The sequence below is a fragment of the Fibrobacter sp. UWB4 genome, from assembly GCF_002210345.1.
Lineage (GTDB): Bacteria > Fibrobacterota > Fibrobacteria > Fibrobacterales > Fibrobacteraceae > Fibrobacter.
The window spans coordinates 463082-485781 of sequence record NZ_MWQI01000001.1 but is presented as its reverse complement, the minus strand read 5'-3'; the positions used below and the strand labels follow the sequence as shown (position 1 = coordinate 485781).

General features: G+C 48.6%; 19 protein-coding genes. 8 read left to right on the top strand and 11 right to left on the bottom strand.

From position 1 onward, the window contains the following. Positions 1-186: 186 nt before the first annotated feature. On the top strand, positions 187-2799 hold the full coding sequence (locus B7990_RS02000) for a YfhO family protein (protein ID WP_088639376.1): 2613 nt from the start codon (positions 187-189) through the stop codon (positions 2797-2799). A 122-nt stretch (positions 2800-2921) separates the two neighbouring features. Here the strand turns inward: B7990_RS02000 and B7990_RS01995 are convergent, their stop codons facing one another. Both B7990_RS01995 and ilvC read right to left on the bottom strand, forming a co-directional pair. Continuing rightward, on the bottom strand, positions 2922-4493 hold the full coding sequence (locus B7990_RS01995; protein WP_088639375.1) for a hypothetical protein: 1572 nt from the start codon (positions 4491-4493) through the stop codon (positions 2922-2924). Positions 4494-4865: 372 nt separating this feature from the next. Then, a complete protein-coding gene (gene ilvC, locus B7990_RS01990; protein ID WP_073424606.1) occupies positions 4866-6344 on the bottom strand; it encodes a ketol-acid reductoisomerase in 1479 nt (492 codons plus the stop codon). Positions 6345-6644: 300 nt separating this feature from the next. On the opposite strand from ilvC, the gene B7990_RS01985 reads away from it, so the two are divergent. Next, on the top strand, positions 6645-7397 hold the full coding sequence (locus B7990_RS01985; protein WP_088639374.1) for a ribonuclease domain-containing protein: 753 nt from the start codon (positions 6645-6647) through the stop codon (positions 7395-7397). A 242-nt stretch (positions 7398-7639) separates the two neighbouring features. Here B7990_RS01985 and B7990_RS01980 read toward each other — a convergent pair whose 3' ends face one another. Both B7990_RS01980 and B7990_RS01975 read right to left on the bottom strand, forming a co-directional pair. Beyond that, positions 7640-8350 (bottom strand): SDR family oxidoreductase, encoded by a 711-nt coding sequence (locus B7990_RS01980; RefSeq protein WP_088639373.1) that lies wholly within the window; start codon positions 8348-8350, stop codon positions 7640-7642. 42 nt (positions 8351-8392) lie between these two features. Next, positions 8393-9319, bottom strand: coding sequence for an MBL fold metallo-hydrolase (locus B7990_RS01975; protein ID WP_088639372.1), 927 nt, complete (start codon positions 9317-9319; stop codon positions 8393-8395). An 81-nt stretch (positions 9320-9400) separates the two neighbouring features. Between B7990_RS01975 and B7990_RS01970 the strand changes: the two genes are divergently transcribed. The 4 genes from B7990_RS01970 (at position 9401) to B7990_RS01955 (ending at position 13024) form a co-directional block, all read left to right on the top strand. Beyond that, complete coding sequence (locus tag B7990_RS01970; RefSeq protein WP_088639371.1) at positions 9401-9955, top strand: GNAT family N-acetyltransferase; 555 nt, start codon at positions 9401-9403, stop codon at positions 9953-9955. Between the two features lie 19 nt (positions 9956-9974). Further along, the gene (locus tag B7990_RS01965) at positions 9975-10439 is read left to right on the top strand and encodes a GNAT family N-acetyltransferase (protein ID WP_254917282.1); all 465 of its coding nucleotides are present in this window, start codon (positions 9975-9977) and stop codon (positions 10437-10439) included. Between the two features lie 75 nt (positions 10440-10514). Continuing rightward, positions 10515-10952 (top strand): hypothetical protein, encoded by a 438-nt coding sequence (locus B7990_RS01960; RefSeq protein WP_088639370.1) that lies wholly within the window; start codon positions 10515-10517, stop codon positions 10950-10952. A gap of 137 nt (positions 10953-11089) precedes the next feature. Then, positions 11090-13024: a glycoside hydrolase family 44 protein gene (locus B7990_RS01955; protein ID WP_088639369.1), complete on the top strand. Its 1935-nt coding sequence runs from the start codon at positions 11090-11092 to the stop codon at positions 13022-13024. Between the two features lie 46 nt (positions 13025-13070). On the opposite strand, the gene B7990_RS01950 is transcribed toward B7990_RS01955, so the two are convergent. Further along, complete coding sequence (locus B7990_RS01950; protein WP_088639368.1) at positions 13071-14057, bottom strand: guanosine polyphosphate pyrophosphohydrolase; 987 nt, start codon at positions 14055-14057, stop codon at positions 13071-13073. 206 nt (positions 14058-14263) lie between these two features. Here B7990_RS01950 and B7990_RS01945 point away from each other — a divergent pair, with 206 nt between their 5' ends. Then, on the top strand, positions 14264-14503 hold the full coding sequence (locus tag B7990_RS01945; protein ID WP_088639367.1) for a DUF1653 domain-containing protein: 240 nt from the start codon (positions 14264-14266) through the stop codon (positions 14501-14503). A gap of 20 nt (positions 14504-14523) precedes the next feature. Beyond that, positions 14524-15294 (top strand): lysoplasmalogenase family protein, encoded by a 771-nt coding sequence (locus B7990_RS01940; protein WP_088639366.1) that lies wholly within the window; start codon positions 14524-14526, stop codon positions 15292-15294. Positions 15295-15363: 69 nt separating this feature from the next. Here the strand turns inward: B7990_RS01940 and B7990_RS01935 are convergent, their stop codons facing one another. The 6 genes from B7990_RS01935 to B7990_RS01910 all read right to left on the bottom strand — a co-directional run bounded on the left by B7990_RS01935 (position 15364) and on the right by B7990_RS01910 (position 22700). Beyond that, entirely contained in the window at positions 15364-16749 is a 1386-nt protein-coding gene (locus B7990_RS01935) for a glycoside hydrolase family 16 protein (RefSeq protein ID WP_088639365.1), read from the bottom strand. Positions 16750-16897: 148 nt separating this feature from the next. Further along, on the bottom strand, positions 16898-18313 hold the full coding sequence (locus B7990_RS01930; protein ID WP_088639364.1) for an MATE family efflux transporter: 1416 nt from the start codon (positions 18311-18313) through the stop codon (positions 16898-16900). A gap of 46 nt (positions 18314-18359) precedes the next feature. Then, positions 18360-18704: a MetQ/NlpA family ABC transporter substrate-binding protein gene (locus B7990_RS01925; RefSeq protein WP_088639363.1), complete on the bottom strand. Its 345-nt coding sequence runs from the start codon at positions 18702-18704 to the stop codon at positions 18360-18362. 8 nt (positions 18705-18712) lie between these two features. Then, positions 18713-19903 (bottom strand): hypothetical protein, encoded by a 1191-nt coding sequence (locus tag B7990_RS01920; protein WP_088639929.1) that lies wholly within the window; start codon positions 19901-19903, stop codon positions 18713-18715. 49 nt (positions 19904-19952) lie between these two features. Next, positions 19953-21347: an alpha/beta fold hydrolase gene (locus tag B7990_RS01915; RefSeq protein WP_176407173.1), complete on the bottom strand. Its 1395-nt coding sequence runs from the start codon at positions 21345-21347 to the stop codon at positions 19953-19955. A 189-nt stretch (positions 21348-21536) separates the two neighbouring features. Continuing rightward, positions 21537-22700, bottom strand: coding sequence for a pyridoxal phosphate-dependent aminotransferase (locus B7990_RS01910; protein WP_088639361.1), 1164 nt, complete (start codon positions 22698-22700; stop codon positions 21537-21539).

Here is a 22700-nt window from a genome sequence, read left to right as displayed (position 1 = left end):
CTGATCAAATATACCGTATTCATTGCCATCTGCATCATTTCTGCATTCGGCATCTACAGCCTCGTCAAGACGGCTAAGACCGACGAAAATACGCTCGAATAACGGTTCGATCGCAAATTCGTTCAAAAGCAAACAATTTAACAAACCGTAGCGGGCAACCTCTGCGGTATTTTTATATTTCCTTATATGAATTTTCTCAACAAGAAACCCGCATTCTTTGTGGCAATGGCCACAGTTTTCTTTGCGATTTTGCTGTTCGTATTCCGCGATTTCGCTTTCGATTCCAGTCAACTCATGCTCAACAGCGACCAGCTGAACGGCATCGGCAGCCGCATTTTGCGCACGTTCGACGTCATCCTCACGGAATGGGACGATAGCCGCCTTGGCGGTGTTCCGACAATTGACGCGCTCTTTGCAGACGCCTACCACCCGCTCGTGTGGACGCAGTTCATCATGGATCCGGCACGTGCCGTCGGTTTCAAGTTCATCTTGACCGTGTGGGTCGCCTTCATGAGTGCAATGCTCCTCGCCTGGAACTTGACCGGCAACAAGTGGTGGGGTTCGCTTCTCGGATTCCTCTACGCATTTTCGCCAGAATACTTCACTTACATTTATGGCGGTCACGACGGAAAGATGATGGTCTTTGCGATTGCCCCGCTCGCTCTCCTTGCCATCCGCAAGATTGTCCGTGACGGAAGCCTCCCCTACCTCATCGTCTTTGCACTGAGCATCACATGGATGATTCTCGGAAGCCACTTGCAGCTCACGTATCTCTTCTTGTGGGGCGCCGGGCTTTACACGCTCTATGAAGCCGCATTCCATTGCAACACACTTGCCGTACGCGGTAAACGCATCGGGCTTGCAGCTGCAGCACTCGCCTTTGGACTTGCCCTCAGCTGTTTCCAGATTGTACCGCCCTACCTCTACACCACGACGCAGTCCGTTCGCGGTGAAGGCGAACATACCAATTACGGTCACGCCGTGAGCTGGTCATTCCACCAGGAAGAAATGGCACAGATGCTCATTCCGGGATTTATCGGCGTCGATGTCTATGAACAAGATGAAAAGTCCAATTCGTTCAAGGGCAGTTCCTTTGTCGATGTCTCGATGGACGAATACCGCAAGATGGCCGAAGCCGGCAGCCAGGGCAGCCCGTTCTACTGGGGCCACAACAGCTTCAAGCTCGACCATAACAATGCGGGTGCACTCCTCACGTTCCTCGGATTCCTCTGCCTGTTCCTCCCAGGCAAACGCCGCTGGGCTAGCTTCTGGGGACTCGGCGCCGTCGTCGCCTTGAGCTACGGCATGGGCGACCATTCCCCGCTCTTCAAGCTCTGGTACAATATTCTGCCGGGCGTCAAGAACTTCCGCGCACCAGGCATGGCTCTCTTCTGGCTCCCGCTATTGCTCGTGATGATGGCAGGCCCAGTGCTTCGCGCCGTTAGCGACCCGAACGAAAATACGACCAAGAACCGTCGTGCACTCCTGCACGGGACCGCTATGTTCGTCATCCTGCTATTGCTCGTCGTGATAGCACGTTTCGACTGGACTCTCTTTATCAGCCCGTTCGGATTTGTCGTCTGCCTTATCTACGCAGCCGCATGCCTCGGCGTGATGAGCCTCGATGATCAAGGCAAGGAAATCAACGTCAAGAACTTTGTGGACGCGTTCAAGGCGAAACTTCCGGGAACATCGAGAGGCGTCCAGGCCGCCGTCGTTATCGGATTTGCAGTCATCGGCATTTTCCTCATGAGCGGTCAGAAACTCCTGAACGACCCGGTCACAGCCCCGTACTTCAAGCCGCTGAATGAAGTCGTGATGAACATGACCGCCTCTAAGATCATCCCGAGCTTCATCCTGATTCTCGTCGTCATCGGCACAAGCCTCGCCGTGTTCAAATGGAAAGGAAGCACTCCCGCCAAGGTCGGCATCCTCGCCCTTGTCGCAGGCATCGAACTTGTGACGATCAACGGAGCATTCATCCAGAATGTTCCCGCTAAAGAATACTTGCAGCCAAATAACGGCGTTGTTGCTGCGCTCAAGGCTCCATACAAAGCAGATCCGATCAACCAGCCGCGTGTACTCTCGCTCTCCCGCAGCAAGGCCCTCAGCGGCAACATTTTCCCGCAGTACCACATGCGCAATGCAGACGGATTCCACGACAACGAACTTGCAAGCTACCGCGAATTCCGTGGTGGTCAGGGTAATGCGAACTACCTCCTGAACATCAATGACCAAAGCGCAGCACACCCGTTCCTCGACTTGATGAACATCAACGCCATCATCTTCGACACGCAGCGCGGCACGACCTACATGCCGATCCCGACCGCCATGGGCGAAGCCTACATCTACGGAGAATCCACCACGATGGAAGATTCCAAGGCAATCGACGCGCTCAAGAACGGATTTGAATACCGCGAAAAAGTCATCCTCTCCGAAGAACCGCAAAACAAGGGCGAAGGCGGCGTGGCACAGGGCCAAGCCAAGCTTGTCGCAAGCCCGAAAATGGATACGCAGGTGTTCCAGGTCGAAAGCGACCGCGCAGGCTTCATGGTCGTCGCCGGCAACTACCACCCCTACTGGAAAGCAACCGTCAACGGCAAGAAAGCCAAGGTCTACAAGGCATTCGGAAACCTCCGCGCTGTCGAAATTCCGAAGGGCAAATCCGAAGTCCGCATGGAATACCGCTCTAAGCCGTTCCACGCTTGCCTCAAAGTCAGCTTACTCGCCGCGATCCTGCTCATCGCCTTCGGAGCGTTCGTCTTCGTAAAAAACCGCAATACGGTTCAAGCGAAGTAGCTAAATGCAATTTTCAAACGCATAAAGCCCACCATCCGGTGGGCTTTTGCTATTAATAGAGCAGAACTGCAACAAGGTCTTTCAGCTAGAGTTCGCGACGTTCCCCATCAACGAAAGATAACTTAGAACGTTGCATGCAACGAACGCATTCCAAGCGGAGTCCTGATTCGGACAATATAGCGACCCGCAGGAACACCTTCGAGGTAAAAGATATTTCCAGATTGCATCTGCTGCACCGGAACTCGTTTGCCATTGTAAGAACACAGTTCCACTTGTTCACGGCCAGAAAGTTTCAAGCCAGGAACTTCAAGGATTGCACGGCCAGAACCCAAATTCTGCAAGCGCATTTTAGGAGCCTGTGCAACATTCTTAAGGGAAACACGGTTATCAAAGCCTTCAGGAACAGTTCCCTCGTTAGAACTTGTTTTGGCATTAAGATTTGTACCCGTAGACACTAACGCAAGCGGAGCGACAAAAAGGACCTTGTTATCAGTAGCACCTTCGATCAAGATGTTCCCTTTATTTACGCAACTGTCCAGATTCACAGTTTCAAGCACATCGGTCAGCCCGATAAGGCCCGAAATCCACCCCTTGGCAACAGCGTCGTTATTGATAGAAATATCACCCGCATTTACGGACTTGAACAAGTCCAGGCTTGCAGCACCTGGGCGAACAAAGCCGACAATACCACCGACTTTGGGGCTTACCGCGTTATCAATGATAATTTTTCCGTTGTTCTCCATGCGGCTCGCCTGCTTGACTTCCCAAATGCCAGCGATACCGCCAATCTGAACATTTTCTTGCTTTTCTTTGCCGTGATAAACGACATCGCCATTATTGATGCAGCTGTCGAGAACCGTATTGGTATTTCCCGAAACATAGCCATAAAGCCCACCGACCGCGGCATACGAAGCCGACACCTCGACTTTACCGTAATTAACGTTTCCGACTATATTTTTTTCAGAAGGGAGTGACGGGTTCACGCCCACAAGGCCACCGACAAAAGCGTATTGCGCAGGGACACTGACCGTCACTTTACCCTTGTTCACGTTATCCTTGAAGGTGTAGGGAGCAATGATTTCGCCAACAATGCCACCCACCTGAGAATAGCCGTTCCCATCGACAGTAATGTCAGCCTCGTTCACATTGCGTTCAAACGCACCCGGATCCACAAGCACACCCATGATGCCACCAACAGCAAGCTGTTTCACGGAAGAAACACTGATGGAACCCTTCACTGTATTATCATAGAAGCCAACCCAATCCGCAACAGTATTGCCCATCAAGCCGCCAAACTGGAGGTCGGCATTCTCGTCTTTAATGGATTCGAATTTCAGATTGACAACATTGTTCCGCAAGACGACCTTGCCCGTCACCACCTGGGAAACAAGCGTTCCAGCAATTCCCGACGTGCGGATGTAGGCATTTTCGAAAAAGACATTGTTGAAATAGAGCGTATCGTTGCCGTTGTTGAACACCGGCCCAAAGAATCCCGTATTCCCGACCCTGCCCAGCGAGTCGTCCATATACAAGTTCGAAATCTTGTGGTTTGCGCCATCGAAGCTCCCTTCGAAAGGACCTATCGGCTTCCAGTTGCCAACATCGCGACCGCAAACCGTACTCAAGTCCAAATCTTCTGTCAGCTTGAAATGCAAGCCCTCGCCACCGTTTTTCAACTTGACGCCCTTATACATACCGCTATCCAAAACGGCATTGCGGAACTGATGGTGAGCGGATCGTCCTTTGATCCCTGATCTGCGGCAAAACTACCGACAGCAAGAGCCAAAACCCCAAACATTGAAAATAATTTCATTATTTCCTCCTTATTATCTTGTCTTTAATATACAAAAAAAATCCCGCCAGGGGTTACCTGACGAGATTTTAAAAGGGAGATTCCCGCCTGCGCGGGAATGACAGCCAAAGGGTGTGATTACACAACCTTCTTCCCGCAAGTTTAATCAAGCAGAATGATTATCAAAAGTCGTATAATCAAGCAAGACAAGGCGCGAGCCCCCGTAGCGTACTAAAACGTACGTGAAGGGGCGAGCAACGCCGTATTGCGCAGATTAGACAACTTTCGTCATGCCGGACATGCGGTCACGGAGCCAAGCACCGACTTCTTCCACCGGATGCTGACGGATGTTCTTGTTCACCTTGATGAGTTCTTCGTTATCGACAGCGTTGGTATTGCCTTCGTTGAAGATATCGCCAATGTCGCCCTTCTTGACTTCGTTCTTCATGAAGTCAGCGAGGAGAGGAACGCACTTGTTAGCAAAGAGGTAGCAGCCGTATTCTGCAGTATCGCTGATGACGCGGTTCATTTCGAACAGCTTCTTACGAGCGATGAGGTTTGCAATGAGCGGAGTTTCGTGGAGGGATTCGTAGTAAGCGCTCATCGGCTTGATGCCCACAGAGCACATGGTTTCGAAAGCGAGTTCCACACCGGCCTTGATCATAGCGGTCATGAGAACGCCACGGTCGAAGTATTCCTGTTCGGTGATCTGCTTGTCAGTTGCGGCAACCTTTTCGAATTCGAGTTCGCCGGTTTCGCCACGCCACTTGAGGAGGTCCTTGTCGCCAGCTTCCCAGTCAACCATCATCGTGCTGGAGAACTTGCCAGAGATGATGTTGTCCTGATGTTCCTGATAGAGCGGCTTCATGATCTTCTTCATCTTTTCAGCAAGTTCCGTTGCGCGGATCTTAGCCGGGTTGGAGAGACGGTCCATCATGTTCGTGATGCCACCATGCTTGAGGGCTTCGGAAATCGTTTCCCAGCCGTACTGGAGGAGCTTCACAGCGTAAGCCTTGTCGATACCGAATTCCTTCACCATCTTGTCGTAGCAAAGGATCGTACCGGTCTGGAGCATACCGCAAAGGATGGTCTGTTCGCCCATGAGGTCAGACTTCACTTCGGCGACGAAAGAGCTTTCGAGAACGCCCGGACGGTCAGCATGGAGACCAGCAGCGTAAGCCTTGGCATAGTCCCAGCCCTTGCCTTCAGGGTCGTTTTCCGGGTGGACAGCGATAAGGCACGGCATACCGAAACCACGGAGGTATTCAGAACGAACTTCGGAACCCGGTCCCTTCGGAGCGACCATGATCACAGTGATGTCCTTACGGATTTCCTGGCCTTCTTCGACGATGTTGAAACCATGGCTGTAAGAGAGAGCTGCGCCCTTCTTCATGAGCTTCATGATAGCCGGGATCACGTTGTGGTGCTGCTTATCCGGTGTGAGGTTGCAAACGAGGTCTGCATCCGGAATCATTTCTTCATAAGTACCGACCTTGAAGCCGTTTTCAGTAGCGTTCTTCCAGGACTGGCGCTTCTGTTCGATGGCTTCCTTGCGGAGCGTGTAGGAAACATCCAAACCGCTATCGCGAAGGTCGAGACCCTGATGGAGACCCTGAGCACCGCAACCGACGAACACAATCTTCTTACCCTTGAGGGCTTCAACACCACGGCTGAATTCAGAATGTTCCATGAAACGGCAGTGGCCAATTTCTTCGAGTTGGCGACGCATAGGGATAGAGTTGAAATAATTCATTTTTTTGAACCTCTGTTAAATAAAATGTTCCAAGCGGAAAGATAGCAAAGTAAAGTGGAAAAAGTTACTAGTTACTAGTTACTAGTTACTAGAAAATGAGAAAAAAGGGGACTGGAGGGGGAAGCCTCCCCCTCGCTGCAGCCTTGCCCAATTGTCATGCCCGCCACCGAGCAGGCACCTCCTTCCAGGGCAAGTCTTCCGCTACCCCTACTCCTAGGGGCTCCACCCCTAACACCCCGGATTCATCAGCAAAAAAATTCTTTGCTACATTAAAAAAGTCCAACAACAAAAGGTTTCCCCATGCCCATCACAAATAAAGCGACCGTCACGCAATGGAACGAAGAAAAAGGATTCGGTTTTGCAACCGCAAATGGGACAAAATACTTTGTCCATATTTCTGCGTTAGGGCATCCCGTGAGACCGCCTAAAGTCGGCGACACAATCATCATTTGCAGCTTCGGCAAAACAGAGAAAGGTGCAAGAATCGAAAAAGGATTACTCGAAGGAGTTGCCTCACGAGAAGAGCAAGCCCAAACCTCCTCAGCACACAAAAATTATCGTAAGGCCAAAAAATCCAAGATTGCAATAATAGCCGCAATATGCATCGCGTTGGCATTCGCATTCGACATATACGTAGTTTACACAACCCCCGATGATGCACCCCGCAAGAAAAAAGTCTGCCTATTAAAAGAAAATCCCGCCGAAAAGGAATACACCTCGAGGCTCCACGTTGCAAAATACATCTGCGACAACGATCGCCTGCCGGTCTATTATGTCACCAAGAGCGAAGGTAAAAAGCTTTACGAACAAAAGACTGGCAAAACTTTTGTGAAATGGAATTTCAATCCGCACACAACGCTCGGCGTGATGATTGGCGGCGACTACTTTGACAATCGCGAGGGTAAACTCCCGCCAGCGTATTACTACGAAGCAGATGTCGATTACTTTGGAGACAATCGCGGTACAAACCGACTCGTCTATAGTAGCGGCTGTAACATTTATTACACCACCGATCACTACAAATCATTCAGCAAGATAGAATTCGGAAATTAGCAGTCCATCCCAATTGTTATTGGGGTAGTTTTAAGGAAGGAGAAACATGGGATTTCTATTTAATTTTCTAACCGATCTTTTGCTTGCGTTGCTCAATTGGAAGCATATTCTGATAATATTGGCCCTTATCATTATAGGCAGCGCCGTATATTCGTTCTTATCGCATCTGTTTGGCGCGTCGTAGCATTAAGATTCTTTAGCGCCGACGTTATCCACTCACCCACCTATCAAGCAAAGAAACTTTAACCTTCAAATTTCCAGCCGCAATCGTTGTGATAAATCATCTGGCGGGTCATGCCGCCGTCGATACAGATGTTTTCGCCGGTGATGAAGCCCGCCTTGCCGCTTGCAAGGTAAAGCACCATGTTCGCGATGTCCAGCGGGTTACCGACACGACCCGCGGGCTGCTGAATGGCATCGGAGCCTTCGTAGGTTTTGAAATCCGTATCGATCCAGCCCGGTGAAATGGAATTCACGCGAACGCGGCCCGCAAAACTCACGGCCAGCGCATGGGTAAGCGCCGCAATCCCGCCCTTCGCCGCCGTATAGCTTTCCGTTTGTGGTTGGCTCATACGGTCGCGAGATGACGATATATTTATAATGCTCGCGCCCTTTGCAAAATGCGGCGCGAAAAGTTTTGCAAGGTAGAACGGAGCGGTCACGCCGACAGCGAGTGCATAGCTGAATTCCTCATAGCTACATTCGTCTATTCCCTTCATCAACGGGAGCGCGTTATTCACCAGCACATCCACGTGCCCGTATTTTTCGATAACGAACTGCGCAAACTTTTCCAAAGTCTCTTTCTTTGAAAGATCCCCCACAAAGCAAGGATTCTCGCGGATGTCGATATACGCGACCTTTGCGCCCTCTTTTTCGAATTCACTCACAATGGAAGCACCTATTCCGTGCGCCCCACCCGTCACCACGACCACTTTATCTTCAAACAATTTCATAAGGATAAATATACATTCCTGTTCTTTTCAAGTGAACAGCCTTTACTCCGCGAATCCGGGAGGCGGCAAGTGCATACCGGCCATCAGGAGTTTATGTTCGTGTGCGTACTGCATAATGCGTTTGCGGCTTGCGGCAGATTTTTCCTTGTCCATGTCGTAATTGGAATTGATTTCGGGATGGTCCTTTTGCAAAGCATAGCCATGCATCAAGTCTCCGATTATAAGCAGGTTTGAAATTTGGAAGGCAGCGTGTCCCGGCGTGTGGCCAACGGCATCCATCGCAAGCACACCATGCGGCAAGCTGTCACCGAACGCAAACAAGTGAAGGCTATCCTTATAAAGCGCCATGATATTCTTTTGCAAATCATTTTTCGGGATTTCGTTCATCCAAGCGTCATATTCCACCTTGCCCGCATAAACGGCGGCATTCTTAAAGACCTTTTCCATTTTCCCGGCACTGCCATTTTTCACAAGTCCCGCAATGTGATCTGCATGGAAATGCGTCAAGTAAACAAGCCCAATGGAATCCGAATTCACGCTCAAAGTCGCAAGACGCTTTAAAAGCTGCCCACCCCACGCGCCAAGACCTGCATCAAACAAAATATACTTGCCATCCGTTTTCACCAAGAATGTGCTGACAGAAGCCGGAAGTCCCGCAAGCATACTCAAGCTTTCATAAAGCGAATCACTTGCATCGCTGAACAGTTCGCGAGGCATAAACTTTTTACCCTCGTTGTCTTGAATCCAAGTGACCGAAGCTCCGTTCGCAAGCGCAATGGTTTTGGTTTCCTCGACTTCAGGCGTGTTCACCGCAGCAGAAGGCATCGTCACTTTCGCAGGAGTTTCAAGATTTACCGCAGACTTACTTTCCGCAGATTCTTTCGTAGAATTTTTCGATTCGTTGCAACAAACGACAGTCAAAGCAAGCGCTGCGATAAAAGGAATAAAAATATTGTCAAACAGTTTCATAAGAATAAATATATACTAAAAGACGCAGGATTACATTCGCAAACTTGACACACAAGACTCATTATCCTATTCTTTCTGCAAATGCTCCAGTTTTTCGATGTCACAAGAGATGCCCCCTGGTTTCCGCAGGTCAAGGCGCTGTACGAATCGGCGTTCCCGGCGAACGAACGCATTCCAATAAAGCATTTGCTCGACGATAAAATCAAGCGAGAATTTTGGGCATTTTTTAACAAGGATAATGGCGAGAACGCCGCGGCTCCCAAGTTCTGCGGGTTCTCAAATTCCATTTCACACGGCGACATCACGAACATTGTCTATTTTGCGGTTGTGCCTGAATTGCGTTGCCACGGGTACGGTTCGCAAATTTTACAAGTCATTCGCAGGCAACACCCCGACACACGCATCGTCGTCGATATCGAAGTCGAAGAAGATTCCAAGAACGCGGAAGAACTCAAACGCAGAAACCGCCGGCGCGAATTTTACACTCGCAACGGCTTTGACGCCTCCCCAGTCGATTACGTCTGGCAAGGAGAACACTACCGGCTACTTTCCGCTGGAGGCTCCGTCACCGAAAAAGAATTCCGCGATTTTTGGAAAGAAATTCTGAAGGACATTCCCGGAGCGAAGTACCCGTAAAATCTTATAAGGGCTCTTTATGAGCGGAGGTAAAGCAATGATAATCGCGATTAGCAAAGATGATCCGTGGTGGGAAAAGACCCGCGCTTTCGCGAAAGATTGCCCATGGCTGCCGGGGCGTCGTTTAGCCGAGCGAATGTCAAAGAACGATTTCCTAGACTGGGAAAAAGTTTTCGTTGCTGTACACGGTGAAGATGTTGTCGGCTTTTGCGTTCTCGAGGAGAACGGGAACATCCCTGCGAAATTCAGTTGCAGCCCTTTTATAAATCTCGTTTACGTTAGCGAAAAATTCCGGGGAGAGCGGCTATCCAAAAGCTTAATTGACGCGGCGCTTGATTACGCCCAAAGGCTCGGCTACAAAAAAGTTTATCTCAAAAGCGAGCACCACGGCCTATACGAAAAATACGGGTTCAAGAAGATTGCTGATTTCGAACCAACGGTCGGGCTTGCGAACCAACTGTTTGAAATAGAAATTTTAGTTTAACGTTAGCCTTTTAGCACTCATTCGTGGCAAAAAAATTTTTTGACTTTTCCGCCCTTTTTATCCTATATTAAAAGTATGAAATACTTAAAAATGTTTTGTAGGGGGCTGCTAGGGTTATTTATGACCTATGCAGGTATCAGTCACTTGACCATCGCTAGGCAGGAATTCCTGGCGCAGGTCCCATCGTGGTTTCCGCAGAATCCGGGATTCCTGGATTTCGTGGTATTGGCCTCGGGCGTCGTCGAGATTTTGCTCGGCCTCAGCATGATATTCTTGTACAAGCACAAGGGTACGGTTGGCGTACTGCTTGCGCTGTTCTACGTTGCTATTTTCCCGGGCAACATCAGCCAGTACGTGAACGGCATCAACGCATTCGGACTTGACACTGACCAGGCTCGTTTTATCCGCCTGTTCTTCCAGCCTGTGCTGATTGCCTGGGCGCTCTGGTCCACTGACGGCGTGCAGAAGCTCAAGGAATGGCGCAAAAGTCCTAAAAAGGCGGAATCTCCGTAAAAAAAAACGCCCATCCCTAAAAATGCGCCTGTAGTCACAAATGTCCACAGGCGTTTATTTAATTTTTGCCAAACTATATTTTGAGTATATATTTACAGGAAAACCGTTCCGCAGGGACCATTTAAAAGGCGTTGTTTATGGGATATTCAAATTTTTTCACAGTGGCTGCATTCGGCACGCTATTTGCTATCTCCCCCACATTGGCCATCGACATTACCGTTGATGCAAATGCGGGCATCAAGAAAATTTCGCCGTACCTTTACGGGCGAAACATCGACAAAATCAGCGATGGCGACGCTGAGGTGACCGAAGAAGAGTCTGCCTTCATCAACCAGATGCTCGAAGCAGGCATCCACATGTTGCGAGCGAACAACGGCAACAACGCCACGCGCTACAATTGGCGTCACAAAATGACAGTTCACCCCGACTGGTATAACAACGTGTACTCGCACGATTGGGCGATTACCGCACAAAAGGTACTCGACAAGATGCCGGGAGTCGACGCTATGTACGCCTTCCAGCTCACAGGCTATGCAGCTAGCAGCACTGACTACAACTTTCCCGACTGGAACTGGAAACAAGAACACGGCACGTACGCAACGCAAACGTTCGACCTTGCGGGCGGCGGCGAAGTCTCAGAAGACGGCAAGACGCTCATCAAAGCGGGCGACGCCTCGCTCTACAATATGGAATGGCCCGCAGATTCCACGGTAGCGATTATCCCGCACTGGAAAGACGAACTTAAGTTCGACATGAGCCGATTCAAGTACTGGAGCATGGATAACGAAATGGAAATCTGGCGCGGTACACATTCCGACCTGGATTTGCCTGTCACGGGAGACTTTCTCGTTGAACGCTACATCGATGTCGCCAAGAAGGCCCGCGCCGCCTGGGGCGACATCAAGCTCACCGGCCCGGTGGTCGCAAACGAATGGTTCTGGTGCTCCGTGTCCTCGTACAACAAACAGGATAGACCCAAAGGCCCCGATCGCGATTACTGCTGGCTAGAATACTTCATCATGAAAGTTGCCGAGACGCAAAAGTCCTCTGGCACACGTCTTCTCGATGTTTTCGACATTCACTGGTATCCGAGTGAAAAAGATTACGAATCGCGAATGAATTGGCACCGCGTCTTGTTTGACACGACCTATAACTATCCCGGCGCAAACGGCATAAAGATGGTCGGTGGCAACTGGGACAATAAAATTACCAAGGAATACATATTCGTGCGCATCAACCAGTGGCTCGAAAAGTACTTCGGCAAGAATCACGGCATCACACTCGGCATTACCGAAACCGACCTGAACGATTCTGATCCTATGGTGACAGCGCTCATCTATGCGTCTTTCCTTGGCACCATGCAAGATAACGGTGTGGAGATTTTCACCCCGTGGACCTGGGGCGACGGCATGTACGAAACGGTGCACCTTTTCAGCCGCTATGGTCATCCAAACCGAGTGCTGTCGACTTCAAGTAATGATTCGCTGGTATCCGCCTACAGTTCTATCAGTAACAAGGGCGATTCGCTCACAGTGATTTTTGTAAACCGAGCCGAAAAAGACGCACAAGATATAGACCTCAATCTTGCGAACTTTGCCTCCGACGGAACGGTTAAAACGCTCACCTTGCAGAATCTCAAGGGCGAGACATTCGTTTCGCACACAAGCAACGCCTTGAAAGAGAACGCAGTTGAAGCAAATGCGCAGGGCGGAACGACCACTGCAACAAGCTACAGCATAAACAGATTCAAGATGACGCTCCCTGCAAAATCCATCACCGCGGTGCTACTCACTACGACTACGCCAAAACAAATCGACGCCATAGCCCCCACGAGAAGCGCACTCACAGGGAACCTGCTGCACCATGAAAACGGCAACTGGTTCATCAATAACGGCTCGGGCAACGTGCGCTGCATAAGCGTGTTCAACAGTCTAGGTCAAAACGTACTGCAAATACAGCAGCCCGCCCGCGGAAACTTCCGCATTGCAAGCGAAGTGCTCAGCAAAGGCAATTTCATTGTGCGCATAGAAACTGCAAGCGGAACGCAAATGCAAAAAATAACAGTGAAGTAGAATTTATCTATAGCAACAACTAACGAAAGCCTATCATACCAGAACGCTAATCAATCAAGTCGTTTTGGAATCTAGACAGGTGTTCGAACGGCAAAATCTGACGACCTCTGAAAAGTCCGCAACCATCGTTAATCAGTTGGTTGTTGATGGCCTTGAACATGTTCACATCCAGCTTCGAAAGCTCAAGCTCCTGCAATTTCGTCAGGCGCTCATAAGCATCGTCAAAGTAAACGCACTCGCCACTCGGAATTTGGTCATGCTTGGAACGACGCGTTTCTTGCGTTTTTTCATAACCGAAGTGATTCGCTTCACCAATTTCAGCAAAGTCATCCATATCCTTTGTTCTAAGTTGCACTTCCGTATAGCAACGCGCAAGATTATCATACATCGTTATGTGCAACGATTGGTAACCGGAGCTTCGCGGAGTCGCCACCGAATCATGGTAATACGGCTGGACAGCATCTTTTAGCAAGTCGCAATGACCGCCATCCTTATGCCTTGAAATTTCTGGCGTAAATCCACGCTCTTCCAAAAATTCTGGCATTACATTCGCAATTTCGTAGAGGTATTTCCGTTCTACTTCAGTGCGGTCTTCGCCCTTCTTGATGTGGCAAGCAGGCATCGAAATGACGATTCGATAAGCAATCAGGTCACGAAAATTTAGCTGACTTTTAATTTCGGCTTCAGACGGAAACACCCCATTTTTCTTGTAATAGTCGTAAACATATTCAAGGATATATCCGTTGAATTTTTCTTCAGCACGAATCAAGGACTTGATGCGTCCTTTGAACGTAAATGCCAAGAAGGGATATTCCCTCGTCATGTACTTGTAGAATTCTTTTATTCGTTGAGATTGCGAAGTCAAGAAGTCATTGTGTTCTAGCAATTCAATAATCTGAATTAAAAAATTCGAATGCGCAAGATCAATGCTATTATGCGTTTCCTTAGCGCTGTTTCTGAGATCATTTGAATATTGATGCAAAATTTTCAGCACCGTATTTCCAGAAAACAGATAGTCATTCAAAGAAATCATCTTACGCCTCCCGAAGCAAAAATACTCGCGTCTTTACGTGTCATAATATAACAAAAGCTCTTGCGAATTCCCACGAAATAAGGTAAATTGCAAAACAAATATTTTTTTGCAATTCAAAAATATTACGTAAGATGTAAAAGAGGCTTCACGAATTGTAACAAGTTTCAAAAACTTGAAAAAAAAATTGAATACTAGGGATAAAATTTATGGAAAACAGAGAACTTAAAATACACGGCATTTACAAGCACTTCAAAAAGCGCTACTACATTGTCGAAGGAATCGCAAAGCATTCCGAGACCGAAGAAGAATACGTCATCTACCGCGCTCTTTACGGCGACAACACTGCTTGGCTCCGCGAGAAATCCATGTTCTTAAGTGAAGTTGATCACGAAAAATATCCAGACGTCAAACAAAAATACCGTTTTGAAGAAGTCGAATTAGGATAAAATTGATTATATTATATGTTATGAACAAGAAAACACTTATAACTTCGCTTATTTTCATCGTCGGGATTCTCATGATTACATTCTTCGTGAGAGACTGGCTTGTATTTTACAACTGCGGTGCTGTCGAGCAGTGCCTCGTCGAAAGCAGCAATTACCAGAACATTGCCAAGTTCGCCGTTACCGCCATCATGACAATTGTCGTATTTTTCATTGGCGGGAATTGCCTTTGCAAGCGCGACCGTAACTTTTTGCAGGCGGGTTTCGCTATGGCTTTGTGCGCGGATTTCTGTTTGAAAATCATGCACAACTACGCTCACGTGTTGGAACACCGCAGCGATTACACGCTTCTCGGCATCTGCTTTTTCATGGTGGTGCAAGCGCTGTTCATTTACCGCCACACGCGCACAAGCGATACGGACAAAAGTTCACCGTGGATTTTAATTATTCCGTTTACGGTCATGTTCATCACGAACGCGCTTCACCTGTTCCGCATTTTCGAAGGACCGACTGTTCCAATTATCGCCACTTATGCTTCATTCCTATTCTGTTCGCTCGCCGTTGCCCTCCAAGTTCCAAAGAAGGGATACTTCCCTACTAAAAACGCCAGGAACATCAAGCGCGGCATGATTCTATTCGTCTGCTGCGACGTGTGCGTAGGCATTTCACTTGCGACCGGCGACGACCACAGCGTTCAAGAAATCGTGGCCACAGTCGCCAACAACTTTGTATGGTATTTCTACACGCCGGCCCTGATTTTACTCGGGCTCAGCGGATACAAGAGAAAAGAGTAGTTTTTATACAAGATGGAGATGCCCGCTTACTTCGACTTCGCTCAGTTCAGGCTCCGGCGGGCATGACAATCATTTAATGATACGGCCTTTGAAATCGTAGGCGCGGGATTCGCCGAACTGCACGTAAAGCATCCCGTTCTTGCGGAAAACTTTGGCGCCATAAGCAGGGGCAATCGTCCGCGCAGTCTCGTGGATTCCAACAGACGGGTCCTTCGTCGGGATTTCATCACCAGACTTGAGCAAGCGCCACATCTGGTTCCATTCCCAGTCATCAGCCCAGCTTTGCACCACGCGTTCACCGTCAGTCGTTGCACGGAGGTACATATTGCTGTGTTGCATTTTCATGCGGACTACATTGCCTTCGTAACCCGATTGCTTTTCCATAGCCACTTTCTGGTGAGCGCCGCCGTTCCACTTGTAAAGGCTCATCGTTATGCCAGCCTCAGTTGATTCATTCGGCGTATCAAGCGAGATATCGCCAAAGTTGATGCGGTAAGTCGTCGATGAAAGCGGAGTCATCGTCGCAATCGCGTTATCGCCACTACAGTCGCCTAGCGCAAGCTTGTTCTCGGCAGTTCGCGTCATGCACGTACCAAAGTTCATCGAGAAAATACGCACGGTATCGGGTTTTGCGGGTTTCGCCTGCCACACGCGCACCCAGTCCGCTTCGAAATATGCAGGCTTGTCCGCCGTGATTTCAATATCGTCGCCCGCCCAGCCGCCAATCGCCAAATTCACGATGATGTACTGAGCCGAAAGCTGCTTGATTTCGGTCGGGCGGTTGTAACTTGCAAACTTCTTGTCGTCAAAATAGAAGCTAAGCGTAGACTCGTCCCATTCTACTGCATACGTGTGGAAATCCGCCGAGCGGTCCACATTGTCGTCCTTATGTCCGCCAAAAGAAGCTTCGTGATCCCACGCCGAGCCATGACTGTTGTACCAACTCGGGTCGGTGTAATGCAGATAGTAATGATGCTGCTTGCGCGATGCGGGGATTTCCAAAATGTCAATTTCTGGAGGCCAGCCGTCTTGCAAAGTCCAAAATGCAGGCCAGGTTCCCTTTTGTGAGGGTGCCTTGAAGCGGCCTTCAATATAGCCGTACTTGACTTCGAAATGGCCCTTGGTGTCAATAGCGCCCGAAGTGTAATCGACAGGAATTTCCTTGTTGTTGAACTTTGCCTTGGAACGGTCTCCCGTAGCCTTTGGATGCTTTTTCTTTTCGCCCTTGAGCTTGAGTGTACCATCGGATACAATTACGTTTTCTTCGGCACAATAGGCGCGGTGGTTGTGCGTTGGACCCCAGTTGTAAGTCGGGTTCCACTTCTTTTTATCCAAAGATGAGCCGTCAAAATTATCTTCAAAAACGAGTTCCCAGCCGCTAAAATTAGACGGCGGCGCAGCAAAAGCGATAGATGCGAGCGCAACGAAGCCCGCAATGACGTGATTTTTCTTCATATCCAATTCCAATCCTCACCCACGACCTCTGCAAAAATAGCCCACACCAAAAACAAAAATGCCGCAGGTCTTATAAATATACCTACAGCACTTCGATAAGCCTAGTTAAAAGTTGTAAAAAAGCCCCCGAATCTACGATTTTCGAGCTTTACTTAGCGTTCATCACGTGTCTGCGCCATTTTCCGCTCTTCCAGCGACGCCAGAAAATCAGCGGAGCCGTGCTATAAACGGCAACTACCACAATCCAAGCGTAATGGGCCGGCAAATGGAAGACGTAAGCCACGATGTACAAGGCAATCGCCACGAACCAGTTCATGATACCGCAAGCGAACATCACCCAGACCGTATCGCCCGCACCGCGAAGCGCACCCGCATAAATCACGAGCAAGACTTCAACAAAAATGTAGAACGTCGCAATCCGCAACATGAACATGCTCATCGGGCGAGCCGCATTAAAAATCGCAAGCGCACTATCCGTCGCTCCAGCAACATCCGGCTTAAAGATATCAGTCAACACTCCCGGCAAGAAGATGAAGAATATACCCATCACCAAGGAATAGCCCCAGCCAAGCTTAAGCCCGGAATAAGTCGAACGTGTTGCCGCAGCAGCATTCTTGGCGCCCACGTAACGCCCCACCAAGCTTGTCGACGCGACCTCCAGTCCCATCAGCGGCACATACGCCACCAAGTCCCAGTTGAACATAATCGAAGAAGCGGTCGCCGCCTCAGGCCCGAGCGCATGGAACATCAAAATCAACGACTGAAACGCCGCCATGTTCAAGAACATCTCGACGCCAGACGGAATGCCCTTTTGCAAAAGTTCGCGAGTCAACGGCCAGCTAAACGCAAACGCAAAACGCGTACGGAAACGGCGGTGGCAGCTATTGCTAAAGAACTTCGCAAACAGAATCACCGTAGAAACCACATTGCCAATAAGCGTGCCATAAGCAGCGCCCGCAACGCCCATCGCAGGAATCGGACCGTAGCCGTAAATCAACACAAAGTTGCACGCCACGTTCACAATCATGCCAGCGAAAGCAGCCTTCATCACGACCTTGGTTTCGCCAATACCGCTAAAGAAACACGGAGCCGCGTTACGCAACAAGTTGATCACGCCGCCAAACATCAAAATATTGAAATACGTCTTCTGGTATTCAAGCTGGTCGGCCGGCAAATGCTCCAGTCCAAACGCAAAATGTCCCAACGGAATTGTGAGGTACAAAAGCGGCACAGAAATCAGCGACAAGTACACCGATTGCATGAACACGCGGGCGCAATCCCAGCGTTTTTTACCACCCAAGCGCTGAGCCACCATTGCCGTCGTATAGCTAATCGCGCCCGTAAAAAACATCGTGAGTGCAAGCTGCACCGCCCCCGCCCCAAGCGCCGCATTCATTTCGGCAGGGCCAAGCTTCGAGAGGAACAAACGGTCGATGAACGTCATGAACGTATCAAACGACATCGACAGAAGCATCGGGAGTGCCACCACGAGCACATCCTTCACGTCCCCGTTCTTCTTGAATTTCGAAGGTTTATAGAACCTATTTAAAATAGCATCAACCATAGCTTGGCAAAGATAGAAAAAATCAAAGACCGCGCGACAGCCGATTTTACTTTCCTATTTCTTTTTTCAGCCTCAAGAGAACTTCTTTCTTATCGGAATCCGAGTTAAACCAAAGACTATCGATATACAGGCCATCCACAAAGCCCTTGGCAAGCGCCTCGTTGGCATGCTCCTGAGTATCCCACTTTTTTATCTGTAATGTGATAGATTCCTTGGCAAGCGAAGATGAAGCCTTCTTCAGCAGGGACTCATCTTCATCACGGACCACTCCCACCGAAAAAGTCAATGAAGTTTCTTGTTTTTTAATAGTTGCACGCTTTCGCGCACAGCAGTCAAAACGGGCCATTGCAAAGGAACTCAGCAAAATACAGAGCAATAGAATCTTTTTCATGTGCACCTCTAGAAATCAAACATCGCTTCTACGCCGAAAATAAAGGAAGGATCATCTTTATTCTCTTCGATTGACCAATCATCGCCATACGGAATATCAGCAAGCACCATCGAAATTACGTTGATTTTGAAATCAGGAACATTAAAGTAGAATCGTCCGCCAACACGTACCGAACCCAAGTCGTCTTTTTTATCTAATGTATTTGTATGTAATTCTAGCGGAACACCAATCGTCCAATATTCATTCAAAGCAACGCTTGGCTCGATGGCCGCAAAAAAGTATTCCGGTCGGCTCGTTATTTCAAGGCTAGTGCGTACCGGATCATCAATAAACGCATAAAATAATGAACCGATAATGCAGAATCTCGAAATTTCGAACGACGGTTCCGCCAAAAGAGCATGATACGAAACCGCATCGTCGCTCGCAAGGAACACGGAGTGGAATCCGTACAATCCGTGGAAGGCGAATGGTTCAAACGAAAGTGATAAATCTAAGCCCGCGTAGAGTTCGTTATAGTCCTTGCGCTGGTAGCTTTTATAGGCAAAATAAGGATGGAAAACTTGCTCGGCAATTTCAAAGTTGTAGGCGGTGTGAACCTCATACGTGTAGCCATCCTTACAATCCATTCCCATGTACTCGCCAAACATAAAGTGGTAAAAGCAACTTTGGTCATTGCTAGCGGTGCCAAAGCCAACATCAAGCTGCAAGCCGTTCCATTGAAACTCTAGACCGCGAATTGTCTTTTGCGACATACCTGCCGCATCATCGCGAGGGTCTCCAAAATCATAATAGTTCTTGAACAGGCCTTCGTAAAAATTCAAATCACCGATACGGAAGAAAGTTCGCTCCGAGCGAGTGTATTGAATATACGCTCCGTTAAAAATAACCGCAGGGTTGACCGGATCCATGGTCGAACCATCGCCCATGTCCATTCCCTCCATACCTTCCATACCCTCCATTCCATTCATCGCCATCCCCATCGCTTCGAGTTCAAGCCACGCCGACCAACGTTCATTGTAATGAAAGTCAAAATCTAAATCAAGCATGGATTCAAAACGATGCGTCACCTTCGTTTCATCAGTATTCCAGTCGGCATAGGCATGCACCATCACCATTCCCGAAAGGTCAAATTTAGGCTGAGCCTCAGCAAAAGCAACACCCGCAGACAATAAAACGCATGATAAAATTCTTTTATTCATAAAATAAAGGAGCATCCTTTTTACAGACGCTCCTCCCTATAATGATTAATTACTTGTCGCCTTTGATAAAGTTGTCGATGTAGTCCGTCACAGTTTCTACAGCAGCTTTGGAGCCCCAATGTGTATTATGGTCCGCATCTTTGACTTCACGGAACACGACTTTCTTTGCCTTAGAAAGGCCATTCTGCAACGCTTCCTGCGACTTTTTATCGAATATAGCGTCCTTTGTACCCCAGATAATCTGGACATCCGATGTAATCGAAGAAAGGCGCTTTGCGTTGTCAACGGCAACAAAGCTCTTGACAAGGAATTTCCATGCGTAATACGGAACCTGTTTTAAATGTTCCAAATAAGCCGTCTGGAAATCCTTATCCGGATTCGTGCTGTTGCCCCACTTTTCAAAGAACGTTTCAGGAAGCTTTTGTATGGAATCGTAAGCGAAAACGCCATCGAACGACTTATCGTCCGAGCCGTTCACAAGCCAATCTACAGTAGAATTTTTCTTATCGACAGCGGCAGCAGAACCGATCAATGTAATGGAACCGATTTTATCCGCATGCGAAACAGCCAATTCCTGAGCAATAAACGAACCAAAAGAATGCCCCACAATATGCGGTTTCTTCAGTTCTAGTTTGTCAATAAAGGCTGCAATATCGTGAGTCAATTCCTTGACCGCATAAGCGGATTCTTCAATAGGCTTGTCCGTCTTTCCGTTACCGCGGAGTTCCGGAACATAAACGCGGTAGCCCTTCTTTGCAAGCGCCGGCGCCACCTGCGACCACGAAACACGACCATCCGTAAGCCCATGAATCAAAATGACAGGAGTTCCCTTTTCGTCACCCGTAACCGTATAAGCCAAGTGGATTCCTGTAGACAAATGCGCAGCCTTTTCGGTCCAATCAACTTTTTGATAATCCGAAAACCTCGTGCTCGTAAAGGTATTGTTCTTGCCCATAAAATGATGACCATTCACCTTTGCGTTGTCTTCAAAAGCGTAGACATCCGTATTGCTGCTACCCACGTGAACCACATCGGCACTGCCCGAAAAATCGACACGGCCCGAGCGCTTGATTAGCAAATTGCCCGTGACCTTGACGTTTTTAAGCACTGTTGCGCCCGGCGTTGAAGCATTCACCGTCAACACGCCATCAATCGTCGTATCTTGCAAGAAGATGATGCAGTCTTTAATATTTTCTTCGCCAAGCGTCAAGCCGCTTGATGCAGATTTGTGGTCACCAGATTCCGTAGCATGACCAGAATGTTCATCGGCAGCACCGGAATGCGTTTCGCCAGAACCGGAGTGTTCATCTGTAGCATGATGTTCATGTTCTTCAGAGGTTGATGGAGCGACAGAATTTGAATCATCATCAGAACATGCAGAAAGAGAAAGGAGCGATGCTAAAATAATAGTCGAAAGTTTCGTACGTTTTTTAAAGATATTCATTGAATCCTCCATTGTTAAGTTGATTTTTGTAGGCACAATGATAGATTCTGCGGAGGCTTTTGTCCAATACTATTATTTCATTACTGATGATACAATTTATTTATAACAAATCTATTCAAAATAAATTTGTATAAAAAAAGCGAAGCACAGAGCCTCGCAATTTTCAAAGTAAAATCATCTCTTACAGCATTACCGTTTGAGTTTGTACAAATTTTCCAAACGGTTGAGCGCTTCGTAGAGCGTTTCGTCTTTCTTTGCAAAATGCAGGCGAACAAGATGGTCCACCGGTTCACGGAAGAAGCTTGAGCCAGGCACTGCCGCGACACCCACCTTCTGCGCCATATCAATGCAGAATTGTTCATCTCCTTCATACCCGAACTCGCTAGTATCAACGAGTACAAAATAAGCGCCCTGCGGTTCTGTAAAACGCAAACCGAGATTGCGGAGTCCGCTTGTAAACACATCCTTCATGTGCGTGTAATGCGCTTGCAAGCCCGTATAATACGAATCATCAAAACGGAGCGCCGTCACTGCCGCTTCCATCAACGGAGCCGCAGCCCCCACCGTCAAAAAGTCATGAACCTTCTTGATGCGTTCCATAACCGGTTCTGCCGCAAGTACGTAGCCCAAACGCCAGCCCGTAATCGAGTAAGTCTTGCTCAAGCTGCTACATTCAATCGTGCGTTCGAACATTCCCGGGAGCGTTGCAATGTAAGTATGGCGATGCGGAGCAAAAACAATATGCTCGTAAACCTCATCCGTAATCACATACAAGTCGTACTTGATTGCAAGCGATGCGATGATCGAAAGCTCTTCGTGCGTAAAGACTTTACCACTCGGATTTGCTGGATTGCAAAGCACTAGCGCCTTCACGCCAGGTTGCGCCATCGCACTTTCAAGCACATTCGCATCAAAACTCAAGTCAACAGGCGAAAGCGGCACATAGACAGGAGTCGCCCCGCACAAAATCGTATCCGCGGAATAGTTCTCGTAAAACGGCGAGAACAAAACCACCTTATCGCCCGGATTGCAGACCGACATCATCGAAGCCATCATCGCTTCGGTACTGCCGCATGTAATCACTATCTCTTTTTGCGGATCGTAACGCAGCCCGCTAAAATGGAACTGCTTGTCGCTCAGCGCCTCGCGGAAATTCTGCGCGCCAAAAGTAATCGCATACTGGTGCGGACCCGTCAATGCCACCTCCGAAAGACGCTTCGTGAGCGCCTCAGGCGGGTCAAAATCAGGAAATCCCTGCGACAGGTTAATAGCCCCGCAAGCATTGGCAATACGGGTCATTCGGCGGATAACGGAATCGGTAAAAGTTTCAGTACGTTTACTTAACGGTTGCAT